Below are 12,437 nucleotides of genomic sequence, written 5' to 3' on the forward strand. Positions count from 1 at the left end.
TATCCAGTGGAATCACTGGTTTGCCGGCCAAACGGCCAGGCGATCATCGCCAAGTTTTCTGCGGGGAATCACAGCACGCCGATACAGACCGGCTCCGGAACCAAGGTGACGCCGAATGCTTCCCGAACTGCTTGCTGTACGGCCTTGGCCAAGACTTCAACGTCGGCGGCACTCGCTCCTCCACGATTGGTCAGAGCCAACGCATGCTGCGTGGACAGACCCGCAGACGCATCTGGACTGACCTTGTATCCCTTATGGCAGCCGGCATGGTCGATAAGCCAAGCGGCCGAGGTCTTGACGCCAGGCGTACCATCGGGCCGGGTCGCGTCAAAACGAGGAGCGTCCTCAGGCAACGCGGCAGCCTGCTGCGCAGAGAGTATCGGATTCATAAAGAACGAACCACAGCTGTGGCGATTGTAATCAGGAGCGGGCAAACCATCGCTGCTAGCCGGGATACCGGCCTGATTGTTCAGAGCGGCAAGCCGATCCAAATCGGACAGAATATTGGCCTCTCGCTTGGCGGTGGCCATATCGGGCAGTGCATAGCGGGTGGGATCTTCGAGCATGCCCTTGGCGGCACGAACCGCAAGTACGGCCTTACGAATATCGGTGGTGGCCATGCGATCGCCCACCTCGACGCCGAGCGCCTTGGCCAATTGCCCATAGCCGACCGTGCCTTCAGCCGAATGGGTAAGGGCAAAGGTAACGGATAGCACCACATAACGCGGGGTCGGGAAGAACCGGTCGGCAGGCTTGCCGGGCCCGGCATACATGCTGGCCTTGAGTGCGGAGTAACGGTATCCGAACTGGAGATCGGCAGGAGTCAAATCGCGCGTGGTTTTGGTTTCGCGGTCCCAGACCTCCACCGATTCCACCGAAGTGGCGACCTCCTGGCCATAGGCACCGATGTTTTGCACCACTGAGGCACCGACCGTGCCGGGGATGCCGGAAAGCCCCTCAACGCCTTCAAGCCCGAGTTCCACGGTGAACGCCACAAAATCATCCCAGTTGGCGCCGGCCTCGGCATTGACATGGACCGTGCGATCGCCGCCTTCGACCGGTGCGGCCTCGTCCGGCACGGTGATCAGGCAGCGCGCATCTCGCACCACCACGCCGTTGAAGGGGTCATCGGAAACGAGCATATTGGAGCCTCCGCCGATAACGACCAAAGGAAGTCCTTTGGAATCGGCGTCTTCCACGGCCTCGATCAGTCCGACGCGCGTGGTCGGCTCGACGAAGTGGGCGATATGTCCGCCCACACCCATGGTGGTGATGTCTGCAAAGCTTGTCATGGCTTCCTATCTTAGTGTCGCACGGGCGATATCGAGGCAATCGTCGTCTGAGACAGCAGCAAGTTCCATACGCAAAAACCCGGCCGCATGGGCCGGGTTTGAAACATAATGCTGTGCGCAATCAACGAGTCTCGCGGTGCACAGTCTGCTTGCCGCAGCGCGGACAGAACTTCTTCAGCTCGAGACGGTCGGGAGTGTTACGACGGTTCTTCGTCGTAATGTAGTTGCGCTCCTTGCACTCGGTGCAGGCCAGCGTGATGCCCGGACGGATGTCGGCGCTCTTAGCCATTGTCATTCACCTCTGTGTTCTTATAAGGTTTAGTGCGCGCCCACCGGTTAGCGGGCGCGATTTGTAGCGAGGAAGAGGCTCGAACTCTTGACCTTACGATTATGAGTCGTACGCTCTAGCCAGCTGAGCTACCCCGCCAGAGAGCCCCGAGTGAGAATTGGACTCACGACCTCTTCCTTACCAAGGAAGTGCTCTACCACTGAGCTATCGGGGCGTGGCGGATAGTGGATTCGAACCACTGAAGCACGAAGCGGCTGATTTACAGTCAGCTCCCTTTGACCGCTTGGGAAATCCGCCAGTCTGTTTCCCGCCGCGGTGTTTGACCTCAACAGGCAACTTGGCTATATAACCACAAAACCCAGACAAACGCAAATCGGTGCGACACTCCGCAAATTCCCGCGTTTTTCCCGAATCCACATAGGCCAGTCGGAGAAATCAGGAAGCGACCAAGACGACGCACTCTTCTTGGAGTCATCAGCACCGGCTTTCTTGCTACCGGCATCGTTGGCGTTATCCGTAGAATCGGACTGTGCGGAGGCATCGTCGGATTGACCGTCAACGGCTGAGCTTTTTGGGGAGAATATGCATTCCCTCGGCCCCCTCAGTCGCCTACGGCGACAGTTCCCCTCAAAGAGGGGAGCCAAGACACAAGACGCAAAAACCCCGACTGTTCGCAAGGAACAGTCGGGGTTGGTGAAGTTCTCTATACGACTAATCAGCCGAGAATGGCAAGAATGTCGCGGGAGGAGACGATGAGGTAGTCCTCACCCTCGTAGTGAACTTCGGTGCCGCCGTACTTGGAGTACAGCACCTTGTCGCCGACCTTGACATCCACCGGAATGCGCTCGCCCTTGTCGTCACGACGGCCCGGGCCAACAGCCAGGACTTCACCCTGCTGCGGCTTCTCCTTGGCGTTGTCCGGAATGTACAGACCGGATGCGGTCTGAGTCTCGGCCTCGGCCTGCTTGACGATGATCTTGTCTTCCAACGGTGTGAGCTTAATCGACACTGTGGGTCACCTCGTATCTACTCGTAGTTCTAATGCCGCGCCAGAACACCTCAAGAGGCTGACGATCACTTGCGTTGTCCCTTTGCGCTAGGACACATCGTAGCGCGATTGTTAGCACTCTGCCAACTCGAGTGCTAACGCTGTGAGAGAAATCCCTTAGTTGCCGCGGCGGGCAAGAATGGAATCGAGCCCCACGCTCAACGATTCAGACGTGGCGACCGGGGCCTGCACCTCAGCACGCTCCTCATGCTCATGGAAGGATTCCGGCTGCGCAGCACTGTGATCCGCTTGAGCCTTGGCTGCCGAGGCGTCGTCGGAAGCCTTGACGGCCTTGGCCTCATCAATCAGCTTGTTCACCATCTCAGGCTCGGCGGGAGTGGCTTTGGACACCTGACGCGTCGACTTGATTTCCAAGCTTTCCGGAGCGTTATCTTCAGCATGGTCCGCACCCAGAGAGAAGGAGATGAGATCCTGGGAGGTGGCCATATCGAACACATCCAGCGCACGGGCCGGCTGAACGGAAGCGAGCTCCGACGTGGCATCGTCCGCAACGGAGTCATGCGCATCGCGCTCATCGCGTACCGTCAGGGAAGGTGTCTCCGCTTCGGAATGGTCGGCAGCCTGCGGCGCAGCAGCCTCCCGATCGGCCTTGGCTTGTGCTTCACGCAACGCCTTGGCCTTGGCCTGCTCGACTTCAGCGTCATGCAGCACGCGGCGAATCTGACGCTGTTCCATCACTTCGGTGGCAGCATCATCTGCACGACTCGTCTGAACGGCCGGAGCGGCGGACTCGGCAGCATGGTTCTTAGCCGGAGAATCAATCTGCCCCTGCTGAGCAGGAGTTGCAGACGTCTTCTTCTGCTCATAGCGGGACACCCTGCGTTCCCACTGACGGGCCTGGCGTGCGGCATTCGCACCCATTGCCAGCACCGCTGCGGTCAGGGCCAAAGGAATCAAAGCGAACAACGGGCTGTAATGCACGATGAACGCCAACGCAAATACCACTATGGCCACGGCGAGAAGGCTGGCCACCAGAATCTGGCGACGACGGATGGATTCACGGCGCAATTCGCGTATATGCGCGATATGCTCGGTCGTCAGCCGGGCTGACTGTGTCGATGCTGGCATTGCTGCCCCTTTCGCCTGATACGGCTCGATATCGCCGAATCGTCTACCGTCTTCCGCTTCCACAATACGCAGGGACGGCGAATAACGATCTTGCCGATGCTCAGCCGCGCGCTTCATGCCGTTAGCCGTACGCGCGGGCAACCATACAGCGATGGCAATTATCACAATCACCAAGACGACAACCGTGCTCAGTGACTCGTAACCCATACCGTCAAGAATAGGAGACATATTGACCGAACCAACACTTCCCGCTCGGGCGTGTCGGGAGTATTAGGAGATTTATTGGAGGTTTTGCGAGGCCAATCGATTGGCGAACCCTTGCCCGGCATCCTCGGCCAACAGCGCAAAGGTCACGTGGTCTCGCCACTGACCATTGACGTACATATAGCGCTCGCGCAGTCCTTCATGATGGGCCCCGACCTTGCGCACCACCGCTAAAGAGCGCGCATTGTCCGGCAAAATGGCGATTTCCAGCCGGTGCAGAACCGGGCCAAAGGGATCCGTCAGTGCCCAGTCGGCGAGCAAAGCCACGGCCATGGGGGCAAAACCATGACCGGCGTAACACTGGTCAACCCAATAGCCAACCACACCGGTGCGCATGGATCCGTAGGAAATCGCCCCCAACGATATCTGGCCCACAATGCGCATCTGGTATTCGATGGCGAACAACGCCCCCACCCCATGCTGCTCGTTACGGCGCTGGCGCTGAATCCACTGATTGAAGGTGATGAATCCGCCATGCATCGGATCTCCTGATTCCCACGGGGCAAGCCAATCATTATTGCGCCACCGCACCTCATTCCACTCTTCCTCGTCGTCCAAGGTCAGCGGCCTAAGCGTTATGGGAAAAGCAGGATGGGAAAGACGAGGCATACGAATCTGATGATCCGGCTTGAACGCCTCTTTGATGGATTGGAAAACTGACACGGCCTTTATTGTAGCCATGCTAGGTTGTGCGGTATGGATAAGGCAACGCTACGGCACAGATTGCTGGCTCAACGAGCTTTGATTACGCCTGAGGCCCGGCTTGCAGCAGGAGAAAAACTGGTTCATCAGTTTCCCGCATACGTGTTGGATCGCCCCTGTATTCACTACGGCTCCGCTCCACTGACGGTGGCGGCATATGTGTCGATGGGATCCGAGGTTGAGACTCGTCCGCTGTTGGCTTGGCTGCTAGCGTCAGGAATCCGCGTGTTGGTTCCGTTGTTGGGATCTGGCCTGGATATCGGGTGGAGTGCACTGGATTCGATGGAATCACTGCATCCAGTGGCGGGTTCTGGATACCGGCGGCCTGACGAGCCGCAGGGAACTCCATTGCCGCCTGAAGCGTTGCACGATGCCGACCTGATTATCGCTCCCGCATTGGCTGTCGACCGGCATGGCAATCGGCTGGGACGCGGGGCCGGCTGGTATGACCGCGTATTAGTGAATCGTCGGCCCGGCTGCCCGATCATCGCAGTGTGCTGGCCTTGGGAGGTGGTGGACGACGATGAGTGGATCGCGGACCCCCACGATGTGCCAGCGGATGGCGTGCTGACGCCGGAAGGATACCGGCAGCTGCCCTGATTACCGGCGAATACCGAACATAAGACGGCTTTTATCTCGCCTGCGTATGCCTGCAGGGCAAAGTGTCAGGGCGGCGACTAGGATATGAACGGTTGTCCAGCATGACGACAATGCCTATGCGTGAGAATTGACTTGTGGAGGAATCCGTTGCCTACTTATCACTACCGCTGCAAGAACTGCGGCTATGACTTCACTGAACAGCAGTCGTTCAACGACGACCCGATCACCGTATGCCCGAAGTGTGCTCAGGAGCAGGTGCGCAAGGTGTATTCGGCCGTACCGATCGAGTTCAAAGGCCACGGTTTCTACCGCACGGATAAGTCCGGCAAGTAGAAAAACCGACCTGACAAGCTGGAACCACAATGGTCGTTTCAGCTTGCACCGAGAGATAAGCGCAAGTCACCATGATGTTCATGGTGACTTTTTCTATATTCACGCCACCCACGCATGGCTTACTACGGCGCCGTCGTATGCTGCATGCCGCGCGCAGGTGCATTGCCGCGTTCTGCGCCGGTTTGGCCGTGCTGTTTGGATTGGGAACAGTACTGGCTCAGGTGCAGACCGCTCCAGTGGTGATTGCCGACCGGCCTATTGCGCGCGGCGAGATAATCTCCAGCGCCGATATCAGAGTGGAGCTACTGCCGGTCAGTACGGTTGGATCGTCTTATGCCACAGATGCCGATGAGATCACTGGACTGATTGCGCAGATTGATATTGCGGTCAATGATCCCATCTCTACGCATATGGCACGAGATGCACCACTGCCGCCCACCGGCACCACGGTGATTGAAGTGCGGTTGGCCAGCAATCCAGATGATCTCTTGCCCGGAGACAGCGTGCAGCTGGTGTCCGCCGTGGGATGCGCCGGGGAGGATTGCGTGCTCGCTGAGGAGGCGCTGGTGATGGCTATTGGCGAGGCTGAAGCATCGTCACTTGGGAGCAATGAACGACAGGTCTCATTTGCTATGAAGCCTCATGCCGCGGCTGCAGTAATGGAGTTGCAGCAAGCCGGCGCGATAGTCGCCGTGATGCGGTGACCGTCTCTTGCTCCCGCCGGCGGAAGCTGGCTCGCGAAGCGAGACTGAAGGTGGACTGTTCTCCCAACCACCCCAGTCGGCTTTGTCGACAGCCCCGCCAGAGAGGGCGACTAGCGCTTGTCGTTGAACACAGCCCAGTGAGCTGAGCCGTATAGCAGACAGCCCGGTGGGCTGTCTGTAGGTGAAGTGAGCGGCTGCACTACAAGCAGCCGCGAAGGCTGCCTCATTGGGCTGACGTTCAACGCTTGTCGTTGAACACAGCCCAGTGAGGCGGCAACTCGCCGAGAATGCGCTTGTCATCGTCGGCTCGACGCTGCTGGTCGGTTTGCATGTCGCCAGGCTCGAGCTTGACACCGTCTGCATCGAAGCTTTCAGTGCCCTTCATCACTACTCGTTTATGTTTGCGTGGGGTGCGCCTTGTAGCCGAATATTCCGCCATGTCTACTCGACTTCGCGATAGATCTCGCCGATACGGGCCACGATGCGATCGACTTCCTTATCCGGGTTCACGAATGCCGCAACGCTCCATACACTCATGACATTCCAACCTAGAGAAATCAAATCCTGTGCCGATAGGCGATGACGCTTGCGCGTGGACTGCACGGACATGAAGCTGGCATCATCGGTCTGCACCGCCAACGCGAACGGGCGACCCTTAAGACCGACGACCAAGGGGACCCTTGGACCCCTATCGAAACCGTAATTCACAGCCGCTTCAAGACCGCGCGCCCGCAGACGCTCGGCGATATCTTCGAACAGTACGTTCTGACCGGCATCATCACGCGTCGGCAATATCGGACGATCGTTGAATTGCTCAGCCCAGGCCAGCATGGTCTTCAGGAATCGTGGGCCCTGCTGGTGGAGACGCTCATCCTCCATATCCTGAGAGCCAAACGCCGAGACGATATCCAAGTTGCGGTCGGCAAGCGCCAATGCATCGAGCAGCATGCCACGTCCGCCCTCGTGCTCCACCACACCGAACTGCTGCAGCAAGCGACCATGCACCGTCTTGGCATAGCACAGGGACAGAATCACGTCGGTGGCCTGGCAACCCGCCACGTCACGCAGCGGAACCAGCCGCACATGCCGCAGGAATCGGCCCATCGGCTTGTTCTTGGAGGCCAACGACTTCAATTCCGCGCCCAGACGAGTGCGGAATACATCAGTCAGCGTCACCACGGTCAGCACATAGCTGGAAGGCACCACAGTAAAGCTGGCAGCCCGCTGAGTGATAAGGTGCACCACCTTATCAATCTCCTGTTGGCTGGATTCCACAAGACCAGACAGCATGACCGGTACGCCGTTGGCGTCCTCGACCGAATGGAAACGCACCTTGCCTGATGCCGGCTCAGTCGCCACATCATACCGAACCGAACCATAGCCCTCAGATTCAAGGAATGCAGCGAGACGCGGGTCGCGGCGGGTCGGAGCGGACTCCACTTCAACATGAGGAAGCAAATCAATCAGTTGCTTCATGGATTCACTGGTCACCGTAGCGCAATGGGCAATCACCACTACCTGACGCACACGGCCAAGAATCGAAAGCAATTCGATGGATGGAATATGCGCGCAGGCATCCACAATGGCCACATCCGCAATAACCGCGGGGTCGGTGAGTGCGGCCAAAGTGCCCGGCGTCGCCACGAGTATCGGCTTGGCAGCAGCCAAAATCTCCGGATAGTCACGGCGAATACGACTGAGCGACACATGGGCACGACCGGCTAACACCGTATGCAACTGGTTGGCCTCCTGTGTATGGGAGAACAACATATCGCACAAACGCCGCATCGATTCCTGAGATACCATCGGCCCCACGGAACGCACATGCTCCACATCGACCTGGGCGAACCGGTCGGATGCGGTTTGCAATGCGGAACCGTCCTGGTTGGAAATGATGGCGGACGAACGCACGATATCCTCAAACACCGTGGTCCACCATGCCAGTTGCACTTCGCCACGAATCTGCGGCACACTCACCTGACGAGTATGCAGATCCTCGACCAATTCGTTCAGTCCGACACCGGCGAATTCATGTTCCAAGCGGCATCGTTCCGGCAAGGTATCAAGAGCCTTACGGTCATCAAGCAAGGCCTTCAGACGCACCTCGACAGTATTGAAATCGGTGGATCCCAAATTGCCGCCCGCCGGAGTCGTGGCGAGCACGGTGTCAAGCGCAGTCATATCGCTGACCATCGCATCCAATGTGGTGATGATGTCGTCCAGCTTGGTGGGGAGCACCGGCCATCCGCCGTGTGGCACGAACTGCCTCCACTGCTCCGACTGCCGAGCCACTACTTTGAGCGCTTCATGCAGGTCTTCCACCTGGGCACCCACGCGCAGCAGACCCTTGGCCTCCTTGATATGACGACGCCGCTCCCAGAAGCCCATCGCGCTTCCTTCAGCCTTGCGCTGAGCCTTGGGCTTGGTCGCTTCAATCATCGAATCGATGTCGCGCTCGAAAATCTCCGGCTGGAACACGTCGAGCACGCGGCGCAGGTTCTTGAGCACGGTGACCTGGCGCTCCCATTCGCGGATGGTCGAGGGAACGGGGAATCCGCACGTCTGTACGGTACGAGCCACCTGCTCACGGGTTGCGGGAAGGAACCGACGCAGCAAATCATCCACGCGCTGGTAGGCTGTCACTGCCTCCTCCTCGGTGTTCAGGGAGGCCTTGTACCAGGCGGTATCATCCGGCCCGATGGAGAATTCGCCGAGTTCACCGGCCCGCTCCAACTTGCCGACCCATGCTTCCATATCGCCGGCAACGGCAATCGCGCTCTGTTCGGTCAGGCGGATATGCGTGGCGGGATGCGTGGGCAGCACGGAGATGCGAGCCAGATTCTGAATCGTCTCGTAAGCAGATACGTTCCACTTATCGTTCACTCCGTGCAGGTCGCCCAAGTATCGGGTCAGACGAGAACGCACGCCAACAAGTTCATCAGCAAGCTGGTCGAAACGCTGTGTGGCTACACCCTGCTGGAATCCCACAGCGGAAATCAACTGCTTGTCAATGGCGGCGTTGGCCTGCGCATCAGCCACATCCAACATCTGAGCCTTCAGCTCATTGGCGGACACGGCTTGCATAAACAGTCGCTTCTGTTCGGCGACACCCGGCACATACAGCACCGACCGACCACTCATCAGGCAGCGCGAAGCGACGGCTACCGCCTGCTCTGCCGTGCCTTTGGGGAACTCTCCGTCAATGACGATGCTATGGCCCGCGGCTGCAAGCGATGCGGCATATCGCACGGTGTTGTCGACATCGCCCACCTCAAATTCCGCATGCGGATCTGCATCGAACGGGCTGTACTGCGCAAGATCGGCATCTTTGAGGGACGACTGCGCATGTTCGTTACCAGCGAGTGCATCAAGCAGCACATTGTCACTTTCGCCGTTCTCCAGCTGGTCGATGAAGCGCTGGCTTTCGGCAATCATCAACGATGAGGGATCCACAAAGCAGCCCAGCACGATTTGGCGCTCGATATTGAAGTCAGGAATGCGTTCCACGGCTTCCGCCGTGATTCTGGCGAACATAGCCGAGGTTTCAGGCTCGCCACTGTCATAGCTGGAACCGTCAAACAGAGAATCCTCGTCAACATATACCCGCTGCTCTCGCAGCACATTGACGAATGCCGTATTCAACTTCACACGGCCGGTGAACTGCACAGTGGCGGCGGATTCTTCCTTGGGCACCGTGACGTTGACCGGATACAGCAGCACGGGCAGTGCATTGCCCTTCCACGTGGCCACACCGACCACCAACGAGAGCTCGGCCACTCCGGACACACGGCGCTTGGCGGTCTGGTCATCCATGACCCGAGACAAGTGCCGTTCCGCCGCCTTCAACACCCCGGCATCACGGAACAGCGAGTCCAAGCGAACATGTCCCGAAGCGAACAATTGTGCAATGCCGGACGGATGGGCATGCGTCATATCAAGTTTGGCCACCAGCTGGTTCGCGTCCTCCAACGGAGAGGGGGCCAACATGCCGCGATACTGGTCACGCCAGCGACGGATGCGGTTCAGACCGTTTTCAGCATTCTGATCCTGCGTCTGGGTCATCTCTTGGCTCACTTTCCAACCGCTTCGCGGTATTCCTGATATCCCTTGTTATGGGATAGAGCTTCGTCGATGTCGGCTTCGCCTCTGGCGGCGAGCCAAGCATACATATCGTCATACAGGTATGGGTTCATTGCCAGAAATGCCAGCAACTCAGGGTGACGAGCAATCTCGAACTGCGTGGAGAAATCCTGCGTGGTTTTAGCATCGTCCGAGGTCAGGCCATCAACTTCCACCACCGGCTCCTGGGCCTTCAGTTCTCCCTTGCTCACACGGTCGAACACGGAGCCCGGCTCAAAAGCTGGTGTATAGACACCAGTGGTGTCAGCCTCGCCCAAATCGGCAACGCTTACTTGAACGGGCTGGTCCGACTGATCGGACTGATCGGGTTGGACGAATTGGCCGGGCTGCTCAAATACCGGCGACTGCTCAGGCTGTGCCTGCACATCCGGCTGCTGGTCCGGGATGGATACCGCCTCAGCGGATGGTGCAGTCTCAGATTCCGTCTCGGTTGCTGTTTCAGATGCGGTCCCAGATACAGTCTCGGGCACCTTGGCAACAGGATGAGCGATCGCATCCACCGGCACCACGGCAGGTGCAGAAGGCTCCGCCGGTTCGACGGGTTCAGCTTGCGGGCTTGTCTGCGGCACGAAATCAGCGGCAGGCTGGGTCTGCTGCGCCTCACCGTCCGGCACGGTATCTTCGGACTGCTCGGCCATCGCATCGGCGAACAAATCACGCGGAGTGGCCGGCTCTTCCGCCTTGACCACGGATTGGGCAATGTTCAGACTGCTGAAGTCGAGTTCGTCAACCTTATGACGAACGCTGGCGGCGCTGAACGCGGCGGTCGGCTCACCGGCCCGCAAATCCAAAATGTCGTCAACGGACATATCAGCGGCATCCGGCTCCTGCGGTGCTTCATTCACCGCGTAGCCGAACAAATCAGGCACCGGAAGCTGCTGCTCATGCTCGACGTCATCGATACGGATGAAGTCCGCCGGAACATCACCGAACTGCATGCGCATCGGCGAGGACGGCAGCATAAACTCGGCGTCAACGGGCAGACGCAGTAAATCGCCATTGTCACGAACCACATAAGAGCCATTGGTCGAGCCTAAATCGCGCACGGCTGCAGAACCATTCTGCTTCACCTCGAACACGGCGTGCCTTTTGGACATCGACTTGGTCTGATCCACCACATCAAGACGCTGCATGCCGTCATCGGCTAGAGGACGCAATGGCTTACGGCCAATCTCCACGCAGTCGCCCGGTTTGACGTTGACTCGATCAACCCCATTGATCCGCACCGTCCATTCACTCACCGTGACCGCCTCCCTATACACACTATGAACCACACTATGTGCCATTGTGTCATCTTTTACTCGGTTTCGCCGGATTATCCCGGTCAAGAATTGCAACTTTTGCGCATTAGCAGCTTCCATGCCGCCAGCAACGGGTGAAATCGCTCCCCCTATTCAGTACAGGGTCTGCCCAAGGGCACAATGCAGGAAACCCCGCAATCCATAACGGATACGGGGTTTCCGGCAACAAGTTGGTGATTGCGGCTTAAGCCGCACAAATCACTTGAGCTCGACGGTGGCGCCAGCCTCTTCCAGCTGAGCCTTAGCCTTCTCGGCGTCTTCCTTCTTAGCCTTCTCGAGGACGGCCTTCGGAGCGCCGTCGACGAGGCCCTTGGCCTCAGCCAGGCCGAGGTTGGTGATGGCGCGGACGGCCTTGATGACCTGGATCTTCTTGTCGCCGACGGCGGAGAGGATGACGTCGAACTCGTCCTTCTCCTCAGCAGCCGGGGCAGCAGCGCCCGGAGCAGCAACGGCGACAGCAGCCGGAGCGGCAGCCTCGACGTCGAACTTCTCCTCGAAGGCCTTCACGAACTCGGAGAGCTCGACCAGGGTCATCTCGCCGAAGGCTTCCAGCAGCTCATCGTTGGTGTACTTAGCCATTATGGCTTCCTTTCAATCTTGGCGGCGGACGAAGTAGGTGATCCGCAGCCGAATAAACCTTGTTTGTTTAAATTATCGAAGCAACTGATTCATGCC

The 12,437-nt window shown here is 58.5% G+C and carries 12 protein-coding genes and 3 tRNA genes; 3 read left to right on the forward strand and 12 right to left on the reverse strand.

Going from position 1 to position 12,437, the window contains the following annotated elements; genetic code table 11:
• Positions 1–68: 68 nt before the first annotated feature.
• The 8 genes from NBH12_RS00405 to NBH12_RS00440 form a co-directional block, all read right to left on the reverse strand.
• Complete coding sequence (locus tag NBH12_RS00405) at positions 69–1,292, reverse strand: UDP-N-acetylmuramate dehydrogenase (protein ID WP_250819046.1); 1,224 nt, start codon at positions 1,290–1,292, stop codon at positions 69–71.
• A gap of 121 nt (positions 1,293–1,413) precedes the next feature.
• Positions 1,414–1,581, reverse strand: a complete 168-nt coding sequence (gene rpmG / locus NBH12_RS00410) for a 50S ribosomal protein L33 (RefSeq protein ID WP_007053013.1) — start codon at positions 1,579–1,581, stop codon at positions 1,414–1,416.
• 64 nt (positions 1,582–1,645) lie between these two features.
• Positions 1,646–1,719 (reverse strand) — tRNA-Met (locus NBH12_RS00415).
• Between the two features lie 4 nt (positions 1,720–1,723).
• Positions 1,724–1,795, reverse strand: a tRNA-Thr gene (locus NBH12_RS00420).
• Position 1,796: 1 nt separating this feature from the next.
• Positions 1,797–1,878 (reverse strand) — tRNA-Tyr (locus NBH12_RS00425).
• A 418-nt stretch (positions 1,879–2,296) separates the two neighbouring features.
• On the reverse strand, positions 2,297–2,590 hold the full coding sequence (groES, locus tag NBH12_RS00430) for a co-chaperone GroES (RefSeq protein ID WP_003829844.1): 294 nt from the start codon (positions 2,588–2,590) through the stop codon (positions 2,297–2,299).
• Positions 2,591–2,746: 156 nt separating this feature from the next.
• Positions 2,747–3,946, reverse strand: a complete 1,200-nt coding sequence (locus NBH12_RS00435) for a magnesium transporter (protein WP_025300034.1) — start codon at positions 3,944–3,946, stop codon at positions 2,747–2,749.
• Positions 3,947–3,997: 51 nt separating this feature from the next.
• Complete coding sequence (locus tag NBH12_RS00440) at positions 3,998–4,663, reverse strand: GNAT family N-acetyltransferase (RefSeq protein WP_003831507.1); 666 nt, start codon at positions 4,661–4,663, stop codon at positions 3,998–4,000.
• Between the two features lie 15 nt (positions 4,664–4,678).
• On the opposite strand from NBH12_RS00440, the gene NBH12_RS00445 reads away from it, so the two are divergent.
• From NBH12_RS00445 to NBH12_RS00455, 3 genes are all read left to right on the forward strand, one after another.
• Positions 4,679–5,284 (forward strand): 5-formyltetrahydrofolate cyclo-ligase, encoded by a 606-nt coding sequence (locus NBH12_RS00445; RefSeq protein WP_052829171.1) that lies wholly within the window; start codon positions 4,679–4,681, stop codon positions 5,282–5,284.
• Between the two features lie 147 nt (positions 5,285–5,431).
• Complete coding sequence (locus tag NBH12_RS00450; RefSeq protein WP_014484273.1) at positions 5,432–5,617, forward strand: FmdB family zinc ribbon protein; 186 nt, start codon at positions 5,432–5,434, stop codon at positions 5,615–5,617.
• Between the two features lie 137 nt (positions 5,618–5,754).
• Positions 5,755–6,321 carry an SAF domain-containing protein gene (locus tag NBH12_RS00455; protein WP_003831505.1) on the forward strand — a complete coding sequence of 189 codons (567 nt, stop codon included), beginning with the start codon at positions 5,755–5,757 and terminating at the stop codon, positions 6,319–6,321.
• Positions 6,322–6,559: 238 nt separating this feature from the next.
• Here NBH12_RS00455 and NBH12_RS00460 read toward each other — a convergent pair whose 3' ends face one another.
• The 4 genes from NBH12_RS00460 to rplL all read right to left on the reverse strand — a co-directional run bounded on the left by NBH12_RS00460 (position 6,560) and on the right by rplL (position 12,341).
• Positions 6,560–6,760, reverse strand: a complete 201-nt coding sequence (locus NBH12_RS00460) for a hypothetical protein (protein WP_003831504.1) — start codon at positions 6,758–6,760, stop codon at positions 6,560–6,562.
• Between the two features lie 2 nt (positions 6,761–6,762).
• Positions 6,763–10,383 carry a PDDEXK-like endonuclease domain-containing protein gene (locus NBH12_RS00465; RefSeq protein WP_052829166.1) on the reverse strand — a complete coding sequence of 1,207 codons (3,621 nt, stop codon included), beginning with the start codon at positions 10,381–10,383 and terminating at the stop codon, positions 6,763–6,765.
• Between the two features lie 8 nt (positions 10,384–10,391).
• Positions 10,392–11,702 carry an FHA domain-containing protein gene (locus NBH12_RS00470; protein WP_025263260.1) on the reverse strand — a complete coding sequence of 437 codons (1,311 nt, stop codon included), beginning with the start codon at positions 11,700–11,702 and terminating at the stop codon, positions 10,392–10,394.
• Positions 11,703–11,960: 258 nt separating this feature from the next.
• Positions 11,961–12,341 (reverse strand): 50S ribosomal protein L7/L12, encoded by a 381-nt coding sequence (gene rplL / locus NBH12_RS00475; RefSeq protein WP_003829835.1) that lies wholly within the window; start codon positions 12,339–12,341, stop codon positions 11,961–11,963.
• Between the last annotated feature and the right edge of the window lie 96 nt (positions 12,342–12,437).

The organism is Bifidobacterium sp. M3-N-101, from assembly GCF_023656805.1.
Classification (GTDB): Bacteria; Actinomycetota; Actinomycetes; order Actinomycetales; family Bifidobacteriaceae; genus Bifidobacterium; species Bifidobacterium breve.